Genomic DNA, 19,911 nt, shown 5'->3' on the forward strand with positions numbered 1-19,911 from the left:
CTTGCCAGGTGTGGCGGTAACTGCCACCCTGGTGCTTCACTCTTACCGTTTAATGACGATGCAGCCTTTGACCTATCTTGGCTCTGCCTTACTACGAACGCTGCGCGATCATCTTCGACCCCTGATCGCCTACCACCTGTTTTTCACCTTGCTCGCCTCAGCCTTGCTGCTGCCAGCGGTCACCTGGGTAGTTCGCGGGCTGCTTGCTCAACTCAACCGTACCGTCGTCACTAATGATGAGCTGATTACCTTACTGTTTAGCCCATTAGGATTGCTGGGCATGTTGGTAGGGCTTGGACTCACATTTGTAATTATTTACTGGCAGCAGGCGGGCATGCTGCAAGTCGCCGTCAGACCACGTGACAACCACTATCGCTTAGCCCTTGAAGCACTCTGGTTGAGCACTCGACGACTACCTGCTCTGGCGGGCTTGGTGTTTCTTCAGGTAGGCATACACTTATTGCTGCTTGCGCCCTTCATGGCAGCGCTCGCTTGGTTATATGATGGGTGGTTAGGGGGTATTGACCCCTACTATTTACAGCATGTACGCCCCCCCGTCCTATGGTATTTCATAGGCTGCGCCTTACCACTTGTCATCGCCTGGATATGGGCAGCTTCATGGCTCTATTTACGCTGGCTACTTGCGCTGCCCTTGGTAGCACTGGAAAGCTGCAGCCCATGGCAGGCACTCAAGCGCAGCGTTAGTTTAACGCGCGGCTGGCGGCGCTCTATTGGGGCAGCGGTTTTGCTCTTGCTGCTGATTATTATCAGCCTTCCACTGCTGATCACTCTGCTATTCGACCGCCTGTTCACGCCCCTACTGTGGTGGCTACCCGAACATAATGCAGTGCTGATTCCGGCGATGTTGACCTATTTACTGGGCTATGTGCTGGTAACGCTCGCCATTACGTTTATTGGTATTGCCGCCAATGCCCTGCTTTCTGCCTGTTTGTATATGCAGCTAGCTCATCAAGAACCACGTCCAGCGGCTCCACCGGAAGATACTAACGCAGGACGACTTGCCTGGGCGGTTGAGCTCAGCGTGCTGGTTTTCGCCGGCTTACAAGCGTGGTGGATTCTGAATAGCTTTGAAATTCGTGACAACGTTGCAGTGATCGCCCATCGAGGAAGCTCCATGGTGGCTCCAGAAAACACCCTTGCCGCGCTGGAGCAGTCACTGATCGATGGTGCTCACTACATAGAAATAGACGTACGCTTGAGCAGTGACCAGCAAGTGATGCTTTACCACGACCGCAGCATGGCGCGGCTAACTGGCGACAACCGTGAGTTTGGCGAGCTAACCAGAGAACAACTCAGCCAGTTCGACGTGGGCAGCTGGTTTGGCGATGCTTTCCAAAACGAAGCCATTCCTGGCCTCGATGAAGCGCTCGAACGCGTTAGAGGAAAAGCGGGATTAATGATTGATATCAAACCGTTACCAGGGCAGGAACAAACGTTAGCCAACGCAGTAATGGATACCCTAGACGCCGAAAGCGACGTGCGATATCGCTGTTGGGCGACCCAGCATAACGCCTTCGATGGCTATGCCAACTGTGGCTTCCCCAACGCCCTGCTAGACACCCGCATGGCCACCATGTCGCCATTGTTACTTGAGCATATTAATGCTCGAGCACCAGAGCTGCGTGTCACGCTACTGGCACAGCTCATTTTGCCCGGCACGCTGAATCGTCGCGGCTTTGATGCATTGGGCCTTCGACACAATCGAATAACGCAAGGAGAAATTCGCCTGGCAAGACTGTATGGCTACGAAATACACGCTTGGACAGTCAACGACCGTGCCAGAATGTCGGCGTTAATTGACCTGGGTGTCGATGCAATCATCACCGACTACCCAGATCGTTTAACAGCGCTTATTCACGACCGTCGGGAGTTAAGCGACGGGGCGCTAATGCTGGTGAAGCTGCGCAACTGGCTTCGCCAATAAAGCGAATTTCTAGTCACCCATGACCACGCCTTCACGGCGAGGATCAGCGCCACCAAACAGAGTGCCATCATCAAGGCGCATAATTGCTTGAAGTCCACTGGTTAGCTCCCGTTCGCTAACCGTGTGTCCTCGCTCACGCAGCGCCTCTTGGGTTGCCTCAGGAAAACGGCCTTCCTCAACATATACTTCTCCGCCCAGCGTAATGGCATGGGGAAGGTTCAATGCTTCCTGCGCATTCAAACCCCAATCGCGCATCGCTACGAGCGTACGGGCCGTGTAATGAATAATCGCCGCGCCTCCCGGCGAGCCCAAGCTGGCGACTAGCTCTCCGCTTTCTTGATCGAACACGAGGGTCGGGCTCATGCTGGAACGCGGGCGCTTACCGGGTTCGACCCGATTCGCCACGGGGTCACCATCCACTTCAGGCATGAATGAAAAGTCGGTTAGCTCATTATTAAGCAGGAAACCACCTGCCAAGCCTGTCCCACCATCCGAGAGAATGCGTGAACCAAACGCCTGCTCAATGGTAGTGGTCATTGACACCGCGTTGCCGTCTTCATCAACAATGCTGATATGGCTAGTGCCGTATTCAGGCTGATTCGGCTGGCTGGCCCAACTAACCGCAAGCTCACCGGGGTTGCCCGGTTCAACGCTATCCCCCATGCTCAGTTCACCAATGAGTTCGCTACGCTTTTCAAGGTATTCAGGGGCCAGCATCAATGACCAATCGCCGCCCGGAGCATCGACAAAGTCGGGATCGGCGATGTAACGTCCACGGTCGGCAAATGCCAGACGCGAGGCTTCAAGAAACTGGTGCAACCAGGTGCTGCTTGGGGCGCCATTATCCAACGGGGCTTCAAGCAGCGGCTGTTGATCAAGCATACCCAATATCTGCATAACGGTGAGATGACCCGACGAGGGTGGCGGGAAACCGCACACTTCCCACTGTTGCCAAGGGGTGCACAACGGTTCTCGGTCAAGCGCCTCGTAGCCATTTATATCATCAAGCGTCAGACTACCTGGGCGCTCGGGATGGTTCTGAACCCGCTCGACAATATCCTCTGCGACGGAACCCTCGTATAAAGCGGAACTGCCTTTGGCTGCCACGCGGCGAAAGACTTCTGCCAAGGCCGGGTTTTTAAGCGTTTCTCCAACCGCGATCGGCTCACCTTCATCGTTGTAATAAAACTGGCTTGCGAGTGGATCCCGGCGCAGATACTCATCGCTCTCCAAGCTAGTATGCAGCCGATTACTAACGGCAAACCCCTCCTCGGCCAAGGTAATGGCAGGCGTAAACAACTCTTTCCAGGCCAACTCACCATGCTCTGCGTGAGCTTTTTCAAGCATACGCAGCGTGCCTGGCACACCGACGGAAAGACCACTAGCAACCGCCTCGTTAAACTCAAGCGGCTCGCCATCTTCCAGAAACAACTCACCACTAACGCCTTGGGGAGCAGTTTCACGGCCATCATAAGCGCGCACTTCGCTGCCGTCGTAGTGCATTAAAAAAGCCCCACCTCCGATACCGCTAGACTGGGGCTCTACCAAATTCAGTACCATTTGCACCGCAATGGTCGCATCAATAGCATTACCGCCGGCTTTCAGCACTTGGTAACCAGCATCGGTCGCTAGCGGATTGGCAGCAGCCACTGCAAACGACTCAGCCTCCCAACCGGGTTTCTCTTCATAGCCAGATTCACTTTCTGGGGAAATGGCAGGAGTCTCATAGCTAAACCCCCAACTATATAACGGCGCCACAAGCAGAACAGGTAGCGCGAACTTAGCCGCTTTTGGGGACATCTCAGCGCTCTCCACGTTAAGTTAAATAAAAAAAACCACTCACAAAGGGTAGCCTATAAAAACAGCAACGCCCGGCACAATGGCCGGGCGCACAGCGATCACTGAAGGTGAACGCGATTACTCGATTTTTTGTCCTGCGAGCATAAACCACGTTTCCAACACCGCATCGGGGTTAAGTGAGACAGAGTCAATGCCCTGCTCCATCAGCCATTTCGCTAAATCTGGATGGTCTGACGGACCCTGCCCGCAAATACCCACATATTTGCCTTTTGCTTTACACGCCTGAATGGCCATCGCAAGCAGCTTTTTAACCGCCCCATTACGCTCGTCAAACAGATGCGCCACGATACCTGAGTCACGATCCAAACCTAGTGTTAACTGGGTCAAGTCATTTGAGCCGATCGAGAAACCGTCAAAATACTCAAGGAACTCATCAGCTAGTAGTGCGTTAGCAGGCAGTTCGCACATCATTATGACTTTAAGCCCTGTCGGGCCACCGCGCTCCAGGCCGTTCGCCGCCAACAGTTCTACCACTTCACGCGCTTCATCGGTTGTGCGTACGAAAGGCACCATAATTTCGATGTTCTCGAAGCCCATCTCTTCGCGCACCCGCTTGAGCGCTCGGCACTCGAGTTCAAAGCAGGGCCGGAACGCCTCAGAAATGTAGCGTGACGCTCCCCGGAAACCCAGCATTGGATTTTCTTCACCCGGCTCATAAAGCTTACCGCCAATCAAATTTTCGTATTCGTTTGACTTAAAATCTGACAAACGCACGATCACACGCTGAGGGTGGAATGCGGCCGCCAGAGTAGAGATGCCTTCTACCAGCTTATCCACATAAAAACTGACTGGATCGGCATAACCTGCGGTACGTAAATCGATTACCTGCTGTAAATCCACAGGCAACGTATCGTACTCCAACAGCGCCTTTGGATGGACGCCAATCATGCGGTTAATAATAAACTCAAGGCGTGCCAAACCAACACCCGCATGAGGCAAGCTGGCAAACCCAAAGGCGCGATCAGGATTGCCCACATTCATCATAATTTTGAAAGGGATTTCTGGCATGGCATCAACACTGGAGACTTTACAATCAAACTCCAGAAGGCCTTCATAGACATTGCCGGCATCGCCTTCCGCGCAAGACACCGTCACGTCGATCCCATCTTGTAGTTGAGTGGTGGCATCGCCACAACCCACTACCGCAGGAATGCCCAACTCGCGGGCGATAATGGCCGCATGACAGGTGCGCCCGCCTCGATTAGTGACAATCGCAGAAGCACGTTTCATGATCGGCTCCCAATCCGGGTCGGTCATGTCAGTGACCAGGATATCGCCGTCATGGATCTTGTCCATATCATCCGGACTTAACACTACCTTAACGGTACCCCGGCCAATGCGTTGGCCAATTGCCCGTCCGGTAATCAATGTGCGACCCTTTTCGCGTAGCTGGAAGCGCTCAAGCTTGCCCCCTTCCTGCTGAGAGACCACCGTTTCAGGACGTGCCTGAACAATATACAGCTCACCGTCATCACCATCCAGCGCCCACTCGATATCCATGGGCCGCTGGTAGTGCTGTTCGATAGTCATTGCCTGACGGGCCAGATCCATCACTTGCTGATCGTTGATACAGAAGCGGCCGCGGTCGGCATGGGGCACATCGACGGTTTCAACCGATTTACCGGCGCTGGCATCTTGGCCATAAACCATCTTGATCAGCTTGGAACCCAAATTACGGCGCAACACCGCAGGGCGGCCCGCCGCCAGTGTCGGCTTGTGCACGTAGAACTCGTCGGGATTAACTGCGCCCTGTACCACGGTTTCGCCCAAGCCCCAAGAGCCAGTGACAAAAACGGCATCTTTGAAACCAGATTCGGTGTCCAGAGTAAACATAACGCCGGCCGCGCCGGTCTCTGAGCGCACCATTTTTTGCACGCCTGCCGACAAGGCGACATTTTCGTGGGCATAGCCGCGGTGCACACGGTAAGAGATTGCACGATCATTAAACAGCGAGGCAAAAACCTCGTGCACTGCACGCTTGATATTGTCAAAGCCTTCAATATTCAGGAAGGTCTCCTGCTGACCCGCGAAGGAGGCGTCAGGGAGGTCTTCCGCGGTGGCTGAGCTGCGTACGGCTACTTTCAGTTGCGGGTGCTGTTGTTGAAGTTGGCCATAAGCCTCACGCAAGGCTGCTTCAAACGTGGGGGGAAGCGGGGTATCGATAACCCATTGGCGAATGTTGCGCCCTGCTTCGGCCAGGGCTTTCACATCATCTACATCCAGACGAGCAAGAGTAGCGTTGATACGTTCATTTAGCCCTTCATGGGAGAGAAATTCGCGATAAGCGTGAGCAGTGGTAGCAAAGCCGCCAGGAACCGTCACTCCAACACCTGAAAGATTGGAAATCATTTCACCCAGCGAGGCATTTTTGCCACCCACGCGTTCGACGTCCGACATGCCCAACTGATCGAACCACAGAATATACTCTTCCACGTAACCCCCTCGCTCATAGACACCGGCACAGCCGCTGACATAGTTACCAAAACTATGCATAGTCGATAAGACCATGGGCCATGGATAATTAATCAAGACACCCTAGCACCACGCCCCACTATTCGCCATTGGTCTAATAGCGAAGAGAGTGGAGGATTTTTACAACAGCAGGGCTTTTTGGGCTGGTTATGTAGTCAGGTGCGCACACCTTTCACCAAATGTGTATCGCGCTGACGAAGTTGCCGCAGTAAATTGCTATGCCACGTTGTGCTGGCAAAAGGCTCGGCCCACAATAGACGCATTCATCATCACTGGATTTTGTCATGAAACGTACGGCTTTTTTTATTTCAGATGGCACCGGCATCACGGCGGAAAGTTTAGGGCGCAGCCTACTGGCCCAGTTCAGCGATGTCGAAATCGACATGCAGACCAAGCCCTATATCGATACGCTGGAAAAAGCTCAGGCGTTAGCAGCGATCATTGAATCAACGGCCGACCGCGACGGGCATCGTCCTATTATCATTGACACCATTGTCGACCAGCAGATTCGCAACGTCATTCGTCAGGCATCCGGTTTCAAAGTCGATATTTTTTCGACTTTCCTAGAGCCTTTAGAACAGGAGCTGGACACTCACTCTTCCTACAGCGTGGGGCGTACTCATTCGATTGGTAGTGATGACGTTTATATGGACCGTATTCACTCCGTTCACTTCGCGCTTGATAACGATGACGGCGCCCGCACCCATCAATATGATAAAGCGGATATCATCCTGGTGGGCGTCTCACGCTGCGGCAAAACACCCACCTCGCTCTATTTGGCACTTCAGTTTGGCATTCGGGCGGCCAATTATCCGCTGACGGAAGATGATCTAGATGAAGACGGAATGCTGAAGCTGCCCAAGGCACTTGTGCCTCATCGTCAAAAACTGTTTGGCTTAACGATTGATGCACGGCGCTTGTCGGCGATTCGCAATGAAAGACGCCCCAATAGCCGCTACAGTTCGATGGATCAATGCCTTCAAGAAGTGGAACAGGCTGAATCGCTTTACCGCACCATGCATATTCCCTTTATCGATGCGACACGCTTTTCGGTGGAGGAGATCTCTACGCGAATGATTGCCGAGACCGGTTTAGCGAGGCGCTTTTCGCCCCGCTAATACGATAAGTCACTGTGTGATTACATGCCTTTCGGCGCAAAAATACCCGGTGCGTTGCGCCAGTAACCTTTGTAATCCATGCCAAAGCCGAACACATAACGATCGGCGACTTTCAAGCTGCAATAGTCGGCTTTCAAGCCGGGCACTGCTTTGCGATCGTGTTGTTTATCGACCAATACAGCCGTGGTGACGCTGGCGGCTTGGGCTTCTTCACAGTAAGCCAAAATGGCCGCCAGTGTCGCGCCTTCGTCCAGGATATCGTCAACGATTACCACATGGCGGCCTGCCATGGGTACTTCTGGAGAAACACGCCAAAAAAGCTCACCCCCACGGAATTCATTGCGGTAACGCGTGGCATGTAGATAGTCCACTTCCAGCGGGAAGCCTAAACGGGTGAGCAAATGCCCTGTCGTAATCAAGCCACCATTCATTACACAATAAAAAACCGGCAGTTTATCGCCTAAATCACGAGTGATTGCTTCCGCCATGCGATCAAGAGCAAGTTCTACCTCTTGTTGAGAAATTAAACAGTCGGCGTTATCCATCAACTCACGCATTGAGTCTAGCGATTCTAACGCCTCTTTATCCAACTTTGACATCTACCAACTCCAGGGCGGGTTATAAACTGTATTTGCTACAATACGTGGCTAAATAGCGCTGGGGTTTGACTGGTTCGCCAGCGCTTCCAACTTAGCGTGAGCACGGCGCCAACGGCCCAGCGCACTCAGCGCGTCTAAATCAGGCCGCGCACGGCTATAGCGCAGTTTAGCGGGACGTTTGGTATCTATACCCTGGCACGCCAGCATCACTTCAAGCGCGGCAGCACGATCATTACATACCAACAGCATATCGCAGCCTGCCGCTAGCGCCGCTTGAGCGCGCGCTTTAGGATCGCCCGCTTCGTGGGCGCCCGCCATGCTTAAGTCGTCGGAAAACACACAGCCTTTGAACCCCAGCGATTCGCGCAACATACCGAGCCAATTAGGCGAAAAGCCTGCCGGGCGCTTATCGAAAGCACTGTAAATCACATGCGCAGGCATTACGCCTTCTAGCTGTGTGGCTAGCTGGGCAAAGGGTATCAGGTCATGCCGTTTAATAACCTCTAGCGGACGATCATCCACCGGCAGTGCGACGTGAGAGTCTGCGGCTACCCCACCGTGGCCAGGGAAGTGCTTACCCACCGCCGCCATACCTGCATCGTGTAGGCCCTGAACAAACGCGCTGCCCAATTGCGCCACGTGCTGGGGATCACTGCTAAAACTACGATCACCAATAACACTTGAGACACCGCTTTCAACATCCAGTACGGGAGCAAAACTTAAGTCCAACCCGCAGGCGGCCATTTCCATTCCCAATAACCACCCAGCATCTTTTGCTAACGACAAGCCATCTTCGGGATTGTCGCGATAGCGCTCGCCAATGCGCGCCATGGCAGGAAGACGGGTCAACCCTTCTTTAATACGCTGAACGCGTCCGCCCTCTTGATCGACTGCCAGCAGTAAATCAGCACGCACACGGCGAATATCGCTGCAGAGTTGGCGAACCTGATAGCCATTCTCGACATTACGGGCAAATAAAATAACGCCCCCTACCGTCGGTTCAAGTAGTAAGCGCTTTTCTGCAGCCGTCAATTTAGGGCCTTCAAGGTCCAGCATGACCGGGCCTAACGGTTGAGTCATCGTGATAGGTCCATTAAAAGGGGCGATGATTCTAGACGATCGTCTAGCAGAGTCAAAATCTGAGACACATTAACGGTTGTTACTGTCAGTCACAGCCTGGTTAGTCAAAACACTGCCGACCGCCATGCAACCAAACCGGGGTACCCGGCACTGCTAACGAAAAGATAGTCAGCAAATCACTGTTACGTAAACGGATACAGCCATGGGAAGCAGCAACACCCATCGGCTGATCAGGTGGCGTACCGTGCAGGTAGATATAGCGCCGTTGCGAGTCTACCTGGCCTCCGCGGTTCACTCCCCTTTCTAACCCGCAAAGCCACAAAATACGGGTTAAAATCCAGTCACGCCCTGGATAAATCTCGTCTAGCGCAGGTGAAAATACCTCGCCAGTCCAGCGTCGGCCCCGAAAAACGGCATTTTCCGGTCTATCAGCACCAATAGCGGCTCGTACATAGTGCCAACCATGGGGTGTTTTACCACTCCCATTTTGCTCTCCATTACCGGCGGCACCGGAAGATATCGCGTATTCATGAAGCACTTTCGCGCCCCACCAGCAGCGCATTAGCTGTTGAGTGGTATCAATCTCCAGCCAGATGTTTTCAGTTGGAGGTAGCTCAGCTAGCTTGGGCGTTCGCATGTTTTCCTTCTTCGAGGGCAGGAGGTAACGGTGCATTCATGGCAGCAACTACCACCGGACGCAACCGCCTTACTAAATCCCGCACAGTGACCTGCTCGTGATAATCCTTTTCCGCGATATCTCGCAATGCATCGAGGCCTGACAGGGTAAATATCACGGTACCAAGCATAAAGTGTAGTCGCCAAAAGCGTTCCGCGTCAGGCAGGTCTGGTGTCGCCTGACGCACAAGCTCCGTGAAACGGGCAAACACATCGCCATACTCTTGTTGAATATGGCGTCGAAGATGCCCTTGTGCTTGGCTGTAGGCCAGTCCAAGTAAGCGCATGAATACTTTGAGACTGTTGCGTTCAGCCGGCACAGCCAGAACGGTTGTTGCCATTGTTTCGAGTAACGTTTCAAGCGGCACAACGTGCCCTTTATGCTGGGCTTCAAGCTCATCAAGTGCCGTGTGAAAACGCACTGTAAAAGGATCTAGATAGCGAGAAAACACAGCCTGAATTAAGGCTTTCTTAGAGCCAAAATGGTAGTTCACGGCCGCCAAGTTGACGCGCGCTTTACTAGTGATGTTGCGCAGCGAGGTTTCAGCAAAACCACGCTCTGCAAACAGCACTTCAGCGGTATCGAGTATACGGGTCACCGTATCAGACTGAGCCATAGCGCTCTCCAGGGAAACAAGTGTTTAAAACATAGCAAAATACTATTCTATAAACTTGGCAGGCTCAACGCTTGATTTACTAATGAAATATGGCGTCTTGCATAAGAAAAAACTTAGTTTAAAACGATGACTAAAATTGCCCGGGTAGAGAAAATGAGGATTGACAGGCCATATACTGGACAGAGGAACATACTGTATACTTAACCACTTATCGATTAATTCGACATTTATCTTTGTTACTGTCAGTTCACTATCAATTTACAAATTATGGAGTCTGGTATGTCGCGTCCACTAACCGCTCGCCAACAGCATGTCTTTGATTTTATCGTTAAGACCATGGGCGAATTTGGCTACCCTCCTACGCGCGCCGAGATTGCTAAAGCGCTTGGCTTCCGTTCTCCTAATGCGGCTGAAGAACACCTGCGCGCACTTGAGCGCAAGGGGGTTATTCGTATTATCCGCAATACCTCTCGCGGCATCCGCCTGCCCAACCAAGAGCCCCAAGAAGCCCTGGATAGTGCCACCACGACCGTACCCTCCAATGTAGAGCCGCTGCCCACAGGCCTACCGGTGATTGGAGAAGTGGCGGCAGGCAGCCCTATACTGGCCGCCGAGCATATTGATCGCTACTGCCCATTACCACCAGAATACTTCACACCAAAAGCTGACTACCTACTGCGTGTACGTGGTTTATCAATGAAAGATATCGGCATCTTAGAAGGTGACTTGTTGGCAGTTCACCGCACCGAGCGGGTACGTGATGGACAGATCGTGGTTGCTCGTCTGGAGGATGAAGTGACCGTTAAACGCTTCAAACGCCAGGGGCATCAGGTAACCCTGTTTGCAGAAAATTCCGACTTTGCGCCAATCGAAATAGATCTGCGCTATCAGTCACTCGATATCGAAGGCGTCGGCGTCGGCGTCATTCGCGGTGGTAACGGGCAGGCGCTCGGCTAAAACTGGCGTTACTGCAGGTCGATATAGCGGTGGTCATTGAAAGTGGCCACCCAATCAGGATGGTAAACTAGCAGAATACTCAGCAGCATGCCGGTTAGTAGCGCCTCGGATGGCATTAATAGGGGTAGGAAGCGCGCATACTCCTGAGCCAAATAGACAGCATCAGGATCAGTACCCGCGACGACTATCAGCAACACTGCAGCTAACCCTCCTCCCAGCGTTGCCAGTGCAGAGCCGAAAAAGCCGCAGACAAATAGGAATACCATCAGATTATCCGGTAGGCGCCGATCTACCAACCGCCACACCGTGCCAATGATCGCAGCAGGCACTATTCCTGTGACAAGAATATTAGCTCCCAGCAGCATCCACTCATTGCGACCGATCAATACCATAGCAATATTAATAAGTACGTTACTGATCAGCGCTAGGGGCGCCTTAAACACAAGTGTCAGCAATACCGTAAAGACCAGATGTAACGTTAGCCAATCAACCGCCTGAGCACGCAGCTGCCACATCAGCACCACCGCCAGCGTCGCGCCTAGCCAACGGTGCTGAAGCGCGACGTCTCCCCTCAAGGCCTGCCACGGCCGCCGACTAATTACCCAAACAACAACTCCTAACGAGAGGAGCGAGGTGAGCAGCAGCATCCAGGGCGCTAATACACTTTGCGCAAATGACATGGTGGCCTCTCGGTTCAATAAGTATTAACTAAACACCACAGTTTTGTTGCCATGGACCAGTACCCGATCCTCTAAATGCCACCGCAATCCCCGAGCGAGTACCGCTTTCTCCACATCACGGCCGAAGCGTACTAAATCGGTGGGCGTATGACAGTGACTAACGCGATGAATATCCTGTTCGATGATAGGACCCGCGTCGAGTTCCTCCGTTACGTAGTGGCAGGTAGCTCCAATCAGTTTAACTCCCCTCTGGTAAGCCTGGTGATAAGGCTTAGCGCCAGCGAACGAGGGCAAGAAACTGTGATGAATATTAATTACTCGCCCCGCATAACGCGTGCATAATTCAGGTGGCAAAATTTGCATATAACGCGCCAACACGATGCAGTCAGCACGAGCATTGTCAATCTCAACCTGTACTTCCGCAAACGACGCCTGCTTGTTTTCAGGGTCAACCGGAACATGATGGTAGGGAATGCCATACCATTCTGTCAGTGAACGCATATCGTCATGGTTAGAGATAACACCGACAATATCGCAATCCAGCTCACCCGCTTGCCAGCGATAAAGTAGATCTACCAAGCAGTGCGACTCTCGCGACACCATTAGCACCACTCGTCGTCGCTTCTGGGTATCGACCAGTGACCACTGCATATTGAATTCGCTGGCCACCGGTTCAAATGCTACACGTAACGCTTCTACCGACATGCCCACGGAATCCGCCAATATTTCGTAACGCATAAAAAAACAGCCAGTTTCTAAATCTGAGTGCTGACTTGCTTCAGTAATGGACCCACCCTGCTGGGCAATGAAACTCGATACTCGCGCAACAATACCCACCCGATCAGGACAGGACACAACTAAACGATAATAATGAGACATGTGAGCTACTCTTGACTTGCTTCTAAGGTAATTATTACAAACCAGCGGCTTAGGATGTTAACCAGACTGCATAGTGTATCGGAAGGCCATGGATGATTGTTAGCCGCCCCTGCCTTCCCGTATAGTTAAGGCACTACTTTTTAGGCTTTTCATAACTAATGCATTCACCACGCGTTCAAATTCGTCCCCGTCGTCGTCCGCCGCTGCGCATGCTGCCGCTGGGGGGATGCGGTGAGATTGGTATGAATCTAACGCTATACGGCTATGACGATCACTGGATTGCCGTTGACTGCGGCATGATGATTCGCCAAGACCTCCCCGACTCGCCGCTCCAGGTGCCCAATGTTGATACACCGAAGGCACTGGGCATCGTGCCGAAAGCACTGTTTATCACTCATGGACATGAAGATCACATTGGGGCTGTTGCTTGGCTATGGCCGCTGTGGAACTGTCCCATTTATGCCACCCCTCTTGCGGCAGGGCTGTTACGGCTTAAATTTGCTGAACATCAACTCAGCAGCGCCGCTATCCAGGTCATCGAACCGGGCGAGGCGTTAGAAAGTGGCCCGTTCACGCTGCGCTATTTACTTTTAACGCATTCAATTCCCGAAAGCTGTGCGCTGATGATGATGGCCGGTGGTTATCGCATTTTACATACCGGTGACTGGAAACTCGATCCCGAGCCCCTCATTGGCATGCCGATGAACGCAGCCCAATTCAAAGCGCTCGCCCCCATTGATTTAGTCGTGGGCGACTCCACCAACGCCCCTATGCCTGGTCACTCTGGCAGCGAAGGGGATGTTGCTCGAGCACTAACAAAGACCCTCAGCAACTGCCAGGGCCGTGTGGTAGTTTCTTGTTTTGCTAGTAACCTTGCTCGAGTGCTAGCTATAGGACGCGCAGCCCAACAGTCTGGTCGCCGTATTAGCTTAATGGGCCGCTCTATGGAGCGCATGGTCAGTGTCGCCCGCGGACTTGGCTATATGGATGATTTACCGCCGCTGGTACCCAATCATGACCTTGGGTATTTACCCCCCAATGAAGTAGTGATTATTGCTACCGGCAGCCAGGGCGAACCCCGCGCCGCTCTACAGCGTCTTGCTCAGGGACGTCATCCTTTTGTCGATCTTCAGCCAGGCGATAACGTCATATTTTCGGCTAAAGCTATTCCAGGCAACGAGCGTCCTATTGAACAACTTAAAAAGCGCTTAACGCACCTAGGCGTCAGTATCTATGACGAGTTCAATCACCCTGAGCTGCACGCCACCGGACATCCCGCTCAAGACGAACTCATTAAGCTTTATCAGTGGGTTAGGCCAAAACATCTTATGCCTGTACATGGCGAAGCCCGCCATCAGCAGGCTCATCAATCGATTGCTGGCCAGCTAGGCATTAGCGCTCCGTTGACACCCATCAACGGCGATCTAATCTGCTTTGATAGTCATGGATTACGCTGCGAAGCACGATACCCACAGCCGCCCTGTATTGTCAGCCAAAACAGTGTAGTGCCTCATCCCGGCTTAGAAGTGAGCGACGCCAGCACGACCCGCCATGGTAGCTTGTACCTAGCACTGCCAGTAACAGCCACTGCCACGGGCTGGGCGCGTATTGGTCGTTTGATGCTAGACGCTTCAGGTTCTAGCCCGCTGGATGAAGATAGCTTTAGCGACTGGCTAGATGATCAGCTTGATGAAATTGCTGCTGATACGCTTGCCGATCTGCGCCATGCGTTGCAGCCTCGCCTAATTCACTGGCTAGCAGAACATATGCAGCATCTGCCCGGCGTGCACCTACAAATTATGGCCGCTGAAATGCCTGAACTCTCCAGTCGTTAGACCCAGCGCGCCGCGTCCTGCTGGTCGGAATGGCGTTCTTTAACCCAGTACTCACCTTTAGTAGAGTGTTCTTTCTTCCAGAAAGGCGCCTGGGTTTTTAGGAAGTCCATTATAAAATCGCAGGCTTCAAACGCTTCACGGCGGTGGGCGCTGGCAACCAGTACGCGCACAATCGGGTCGCCCGGCCCAAGGTAACCTATCCGGTGGATAATACGCACTGCCTGCAACGACCAGCGCTGCCATGCCTGTTCACCTATGTCGGTCAGGGTGCGCTCGGTCATTCCAGGATAGTGCTCCAGCGTTAACCCTGTCACGTCAGGTGTTTCGTTAAAATCACGCACCAATCCGGTAAAACTCACCACTGCGCCAATATCACTACGTCCTGCTAGTGCATCGTCATACCCATAACTCATTGAGAAAGGCGCTGCTTGAATCGCTACCTTAATATCCATCTTAGTATTCACACTCAGCCCCCTGTGACCGGTGGAAAAAAAGCCACCTCATCATCATCGGTCACTAGTGCATCATCGTTAGCCATCACTTGGTTAATGGCGCATAGCGTACGCTGGTCGGTAAGCAGTTTAAACCGACCATCGCGCTCAGCCAGCGCTGCTTTCAAACCACTGATATCGCGGCTAGTAAGCTGATCCAGACCGACGGACACTTCGCTTTCGCCTACTCGCTCGCGCAATTCGGCCAAAAATTTAACCCGCACGCAGGGTGACGGACAGCGCTCACCTAAACTAACCTCTCCCGACATACCATCGCCAGTGACAATTGGCGCCTGCACACTCATGCGCTGGTAATCACCGCGCTGGCCGCCCTGTTTACTGTCGAGTTGAATGGTTTCTATACACATGCCTTTATCGACCGCTTTGCACATATCATACAGAGTCAAACAGGCCACCGAGACGGCGGTAAGCGCTTCCATTTCAACGCCGGTGCGGCCATTCAAGCGGCACAAAGAGGTTACATGTACACAAGATCCAGCCATATCGATCTCAAATTCAACCGACACCTTTGATAGTGCTAATGCATGACAGAGGGGAATCAGCTCATGGGTGCGCTTTGCTGCCTGAATACCTGCAATACGTGCAGTGGCCAGGACATCCCCTTTGGGCAAGCCACCTGCGCTAAGCAGCTTCAGCGTCTCAGGCTGCATTACAATTCGTCCCGAGGCGACCGCTTCGCGGCGTGTCTCTTGTTTATCGCCGACATCCACCATATTGGCTTCGCCACGTGTGTTGAGGTGGGTTAGATGCATGTTGGTCACCTTTCCTTTTGGAAGCCAAAGTATTTATGGGCACAAAACACTTATAGGCAGAGTTCTTAATTGCACGGCCCTTAAAGCAAGGCAAGCGTGTTACTTTTTTGTGCTTACCCAGGCCACTATCCAGCGCGCTATTGCGTCGCTATCGTCAAGATTTAACTGAGTCACCCCAGTGGCCAAATCGATAGGCGTTGGCGCGTTCAGCGCGACCGCCTTAACCCATGGGCCGGTTAAAATGGCCTGATCCCCAATGCCTGCGCGGTAAAGCACCAACTTAGGAATCGGCCACTCTTTAAAGCCTTCGGCAATCACCAAATCTGGGTTATGCGGCACCATCATGGCCACTAACTGGGCTAAATCAGGTTCTTCAAGGCCGGGAGTCTCCTGCATTAACGCAAAGCGCTGGCGGGAGGCTACTAAAACCGGAGCCGCGCCAGCACTGCGCAGCTTATAACTATCTTTACCTGGCTGATCGACATCAAACGAATGATGCGCATGTTTAATGACGGCCACTTTTAAACCTTGCTCGCGCAAGCGTGGCAGCAGTTGCTCTAGTAGCGTCGTTTTGCCCGTACCACTCCAGGCGGCAATCCCCAGAATGGGAAAGGATGCGGTTAGTTCATTAGCCATGCTGCCGACACACCTTATTTTATTTGAGCGCCATCCTGTCAACGATACCATGCACACAATGCACATGGGCTAAAGAGGACGACGTCACTCGTCCTCTTTCTCCTGAGGCAACAGCCAGTTCAATACAATCCCCACGAGCGCAGCCAAGCTCACGCCTTGCAACGTAAACTGACCGCCACCAAACTGCATACCGCCTATTCCGAATACCAGTATCAGCGAGACGACCACTAAATTGCGGGGTGCTGTCAGCGATTGCCCTGCGCGTACAAGCGTGTTCATACCAACGACTGCAATAGAGCCAAATAGCAGCGTCATGATACCCCCCATCACCGGGCCAGGAATGGTTTGCAGTAGCGCGCCAAGCTTAGACACAAATGCGAGCACAATCGCAATAATCGCTGCCACAACCATGTATTTGGGGTTGAACGCACGAGTCAGCGTAACGGCTCCAGTAACTTCAGAGTAAGTCGTATTGGGTGGCCCGCCGAACAGCGCAGCCACGCTGGTAGCCAACCCATCGCCTAACAGGGTGCGATGTAAGCCGGGTTTCTCCAGATAGTTTTTGCGGGTCACCGACCCTATCGCCACCATGTCACCAATATGCTCCACCGCCGGGGCAATGGCGACCGGAATCATAAATAGGATAGCGGCCCAGTGAAAACTAGGTGCGGTAAAGCTGGGCACTGAAAGCCACGCCGCTTCGCGCACTGGCGTGAAGTCCACTACTCCCATCACTAGTGCTAAAACATAACCTGTGACAATACCGCCCATAATCGGTATTAGGCGTATCAGGCCACGGCCAAAAACGGCCAGTACCAGCGTGACTAGCAAGCTGGTCATGGAGAGAAAAATCGCCGCTCCATAACCGATATTGTCACTGGTTTCACCTGTTGCCATGCTGACCGCCACAGGCGCAAGCGCCAAGCCAATGACCATGATGACCGGTCCGACCACCACGGCCGGCAGTAAGCGATGTAACCAGGCGGTTCCTTTTAATCGCACCGTTTGCGAGATAGCCACATACACAAACCCTGCCGCCATTAGGCCACCCATCGTGGCCGATACGCCGAAGCTCGCCACCGACCCTTGAATAGGCGCAATAAAGGCAAACGATGAGGCCAAAAAAACGGGCACAGTCTGCTTAGTGACTGCATGAAATATCAACGTACCAGCACCGGCGGTGAAGAGGGCGACACTGGGGTCAAGGCCGGTCAAAAGTGGCACTAACACTAAAGCCCCAAACGCTACAAACAGCATTTGTGCACCGGTTAACACTACTTTTGGCCACGATTCAGCCTGGCTGGCAGCTTCACGCATTAGAGAATTCCTAGTGATTTTTAGATAATAGGTGTGCAAAAAAATGCCCCTAACGCAAAGCGTAAGGGGCAAGATTAAAAAGGGCGCTTAGCGCGTTCCGAAGATCTTATCGCCAGCATCACCTAACCCAGGGACGATATAACCATTTTCATCGAGTCGATCATCGACCGAAGCAGTGTAAATTTCGATATCGGGGTAGGCGTCCTGCACTCGCTTGATTCCTTCAGGAGCGGCAACGAGGACAATGACCTTCATATGTTCGCAGCCGCGCTCCCGCAGCATATCTAGCGTGGCCACCATTGAACCTCCGGTTGCCAGCATCGGATCAATCACGATCGCCATGCGCTCTTCGATATCATTGGCAAACTTAGCGAAGTAAGGAACCGGCTGAAGCGTCTCCTCATCGCGGTATAGCCCAACGACACTGACGCGTGCACTAGGGATCAAGTCCGTTACGCCTTCTAACATGCCAAGCCCAGCGCGTAAAATTGGCACGACGGTCACTTTTTTCCCTTTCAGTCGCCGCGTTGCAATCGGCTCTCCATTCCACCCCTGGATTTCATGATCTTCTAACTCCAGACCTTTGGTTGCTTCGTAGGTCAACAGCTTGGCGACTTCACCTGCCAGCTCACGAAAGCTCTTGGTGCTCAAATCAACTTCGCGCATCAGTCCCAGCTTATGTTGAACAAGCGGATGGTTAATGGCGTAAACACTCATAGGACTTCCTCACTGCAGGGCTTTAGAATGGCACCCTGGGGTGTATCGTTAGGCGCAAAATTGCGCATATTCTACCCACAACCACTGGCGAGGTTAAGGGTTTTCCGGCAATTGCCAATCGATGGGTGCTCTTCCCTGCGCTTGTAGAAATTGATTTGCTTGGGAAAAATGCCGTGTACCGAAGAAACCACGATGCGCGGAGAGCGGTGACGGGTGCGGAGCCTCAAGGATTAAATGGCGCCTTTGGTCAATCAGCGCCTTCTTCTGCCGCGCATGGCTTCCCCAAAGGAGAAACACACTGGGAGGCGCGTGTTCGCTGACGGTTTCAATCGCACGGTCGGTGAATGTCTCCCACCCCTTACCGCGGTGAGAGCCAGCGTTGCCCTGCTCCACTGTTAAAGACGTGTTTAACAGTAGGACACCTTGCTTTGCCCATGACTCTAAATGGCCGTGCTGTACTGGTTTAAAACCTACATCAGTTGCCAACTCTTTGTAGATATTGACCAAGGATGGCGGCACCTTTACACCAGGTTGCACGGAAAAGCTGATGCCGTGCGCCTGGTGGGGGCCGTGATAGGGATCTTGCCCCAAAATGACAACTTTCACTTCCTTCAGAGGGGTCAATTCAAAGGCACGAAACCAATGAGATGAGTGCGGATAAATGGTTTTTTTAGCGGCTTTCTGCTCCGCCAAAAATCCTTTCAGCGCTAACATATAGTCAGCCTGAAATTCATTACCCAACCACTGACGCCAATCTTCGGGAAGTGGATTGTTCATTATTACCTCTTCATTTGGTCGACAAGTGGCTCAACGTAAGCAATACCCATATCCCAAGGAAATTGAATCCAGCACTGCTGAGCGACTTCTGTCAGGTATTGATCCACTAAAGGGCGGCCATCCGGCTTGGCATAAATAGTGACAAAATGGGCCTTAGGCAGCATCTTGCGTACCGCACGAGCCGTTTTGCCGGTATCCACCAAATCATCAACAAGCAGCCAGCCTTCACCGTCATGATCGACGCCCTTCATAATGTCCAGGCCACCCTGGTCCATGTGGTCATAGCTTTTGATGCAGACAGTATCAATCAGGCGGATATTAAGCTCCCGTGCGATGAGCGCAGCAGGAATTAAACCGCCACGGGTAATCGCCACAATGCCTTTAAAATCGCGTTCGATCATTTGATGACAAAGGGTACGAACATCACGGTGCAGCTGATCCCAGGAGACAGTGAAATGTTGGTGATATCGATCGCTGCTCATA

General features: G+C 52.7%; 19 protein-coding genes. 4 read left to right on the forward strand and 15 right to left on the reverse strand.

The window, feature by feature from the left end; translation table 11 throughout:
- Window position 1 precedes the first annotated feature (1 nt).
- On the forward strand, window positions 2-1,945 hold the full coding sequence (locus ACUVOF_RS16995) for a glycerophosphodiester phosphodiesterase family protein (protein ID WP_447045465.1): 1,944 nt from the start codon (window positions 2-4) through the stop codon (window positions 1,943-1,945).
- A gap of 9 nt (window positions 1,946-1,954) precedes the next feature.
- Here ACUVOF_RS16995 and ggt read toward each other — a convergent pair whose 3' ends face one another.
- Both ggt and ppsA read right to left on the reverse strand, forming a co-directional pair.
- A complete protein-coding gene (gene ggt, locus ACUVOF_RS17000; RefSeq protein WP_447045466.1) occupies window positions 1,955-3,745 on the reverse strand; it encodes a gamma-glutamyltransferase in 1,791 nt (596 codons plus the stop codon).
- A gap of 117 nt (window positions 3,746-3,862) precedes the next feature.
- The gene (gene ppsA / locus ACUVOF_RS17005) at window positions 3,863-6,238 is read right to left on the reverse strand and encodes a phosphoenolpyruvate synthase (protein WP_447045676.1); all 2,376 of its coding nucleotides are present in this window, start codon (window positions 6,236-6,238) and stop codon (window positions 3,863-3,865) included.
- Between the two features lie 323 nt (window positions 6,239-6,561).
- Here ppsA and ppsR point away from each other — a divergent pair, with 323 nt between their 5' ends.
- Entirely contained in the window at window positions 6,562-7,395 is an 834-nt protein-coding gene (gene ppsR / locus ACUVOF_RS17010; RefSeq protein WP_113269675.1) for a posphoenolpyruvate synthetase regulatory kinase/phosphorylase PpsR, read from the forward strand.
- A gap of 20 nt (window positions 7,396-7,415) precedes the next feature.
- On the opposite strand, the gene ACUVOF_RS17015 is transcribed toward ppsR, so the two are convergent.
- From ACUVOF_RS17015 to ACUVOF_RS17030, 4 genes are all read right to left on the reverse strand, one after another.
- A complete protein-coding gene (locus tag ACUVOF_RS17015) occupies window positions 7,416-7,994 on the reverse strand; it encodes a hypoxanthine-guanine phosphoribosyltransferase (protein ID WP_447045467.1) in 579 nt (192 codons plus the stop codon).
- A gap of 48 nt (window positions 7,995-8,042) precedes the next feature.
- On the reverse strand, window positions 8,043-9,074 hold the full coding sequence (gene nagZ / locus ACUVOF_RS17020; protein WP_447045468.1) for a beta-N-acetylhexosaminidase: 1,032 nt from the start codon (window positions 9,072-9,074) through the stop codon (window positions 8,043-8,045).
- 100 nt (window positions 9,075-9,174) lie between these two features.
- On the reverse strand, window positions 9,175-9,711 hold the full coding sequence (locus ACUVOF_RS17025) for a L,D-transpeptidase family protein (RefSeq protein WP_447045469.1): 537 nt from the start codon (window positions 9,709-9,711) through the stop codon (window positions 9,175-9,177).
- Entirely contained in the window at window positions 9,689-10,366 is a 678-nt protein-coding gene (locus tag ACUVOF_RS17030; protein ID WP_113269672.1) for a TetR/AcrR family transcriptional regulator, read from the reverse strand. Before ACUVOF_RS17030 ends, ACUVOF_RS17025 begins: the two co-directional genes overlap by 23 nt.
- Window positions 10,367-10,645: 279 nt before the next feature.
- Here ACUVOF_RS17030 and lexA point away from each other — a divergent pair, with 279 nt between their 5' ends.
- Window positions 10,646-11,323 (forward strand): transcriptional repressor LexA, encoded by a 678-nt coding sequence (gene lexA, locus ACUVOF_RS17035; RefSeq protein ID WP_447045470.1) that lies wholly within the window; start codon window positions 10,646-10,648, stop codon window positions 11,321-11,323.
- 8 nt (window positions 11,324-11,331) lie between these two features.
- Here the strand turns inward: lexA and ACUVOF_RS17040 are convergent, their stop codons facing one another.
- The gene (locus tag ACUVOF_RS17040) at window positions 11,332-12,003 is read right to left on the reverse strand and encodes an energy-coupling factor ABC transporter permease (protein ID WP_447045471.1); all 672 of its coding nucleotides are present in this window, start codon (window positions 12,001-12,003) and stop codon (window positions 11,332-11,334) included.
- Window positions 12,004-12,027: 24 nt separating this feature from the next.
- Window positions 12,028-12,882: a formyltetrahydrofolate deformylase gene (gene purU, locus ACUVOF_RS17045; RefSeq protein WP_447045472.1), complete on the reverse strand. Its 855-nt coding sequence runs from the start codon at window positions 12,880-12,882 to the stop codon at window positions 12,028-12,030.
- Window positions 12,883-13,124: 242 nt separating this feature from the next.
- Between purU and ACUVOF_RS17050 the strand changes: the two genes are divergently transcribed.
- On the forward strand, window positions 13,125-14,717 hold the full coding sequence (locus ACUVOF_RS17050) for a ribonuclease J (RefSeq protein ID WP_447045677.1): 1,593 nt from the start codon (window positions 13,125-13,127) through the stop codon (window positions 14,715-14,717).
- Here ACUVOF_RS17050 and moaE read toward each other — a convergent pair.
- From moaE to gpt, 7 genes are all read right to left on the reverse strand, one after another.
- Window positions 14,714-15,169 (reverse strand): molybdopterin synthase catalytic subunit MoaE, encoded by a 456-nt coding sequence (moaE, locus tag ACUVOF_RS17055; RefSeq protein WP_447045678.1) that lies wholly within the window; start codon window positions 15,167-15,169, stop codon window positions 14,714-14,716. The two genes, ACUVOF_RS17050 and moaE, sit on opposite strands and share 4 nt — an antisense overlap.
- A 14-nt stretch (window positions 15,170-15,183) precedes the next feature.
- A complete protein-coding gene (gene moaC / locus ACUVOF_RS17060; protein ID WP_447045473.1) occupies window positions 15,184-15,981 on the reverse strand; it encodes a cyclic pyranopterin monophosphate synthase MoaC in 798 nt (265 codons plus the stop codon).
- A 99-nt stretch (window positions 15,982-16,080) separates the two neighbouring features.
- Window positions 16,081-16,617, reverse strand: a complete 537-nt coding sequence (mobB, locus tag ACUVOF_RS17065) for a molybdopterin-guanine dinucleotide biosynthesis protein B (protein ID WP_447045474.1) — start codon at window positions 16,615-16,617, stop codon at window positions 16,081-16,083.
- Between the two features lie 84 nt (window positions 16,618-16,701).
- Window positions 16,702-17,934, reverse strand: coding sequence for a uracil-xanthine permease family protein (locus tag ACUVOF_RS17070; RefSeq protein WP_447045475.1), 1,233 nt, complete (start codon window positions 17,932-17,934; stop codon window positions 16,702-16,704).
- 87 nt (window positions 17,935-18,021) lie between these two features.
- Complete coding sequence (gene upp / locus ACUVOF_RS17075; protein WP_113269665.1) at window positions 18,022-18,651, reverse strand: uracil phosphoribosyltransferase; 630 nt, start codon at window positions 18,649-18,651, stop codon at window positions 18,022-18,024.
- Window positions 18,652-18,744: 93 nt separating this feature from the next.
- A complete protein-coding gene (ung, locus tag ACUVOF_RS17080) occupies window positions 18,745-19,428 on the reverse strand; it encodes a uracil-DNA glycosylase (protein ID WP_447045476.1) in 684 nt (227 codons plus the stop codon).
- A 2-nt stretch (window positions 19,429-19,430) separates the two neighbouring features.
- Entirely contained in the window at window positions 19,431-19,910 is a 480-nt protein-coding gene (gpt, locus tag ACUVOF_RS17085; RefSeq protein ID WP_113269663.1) for a xanthine phosphoribosyltransferase, read from the reverse strand.
- Window position 19,911: the final 1 nt, after the last annotated feature.

This window comes from Vreelandella sp. H-I2 (assembly GCF_052959335.1).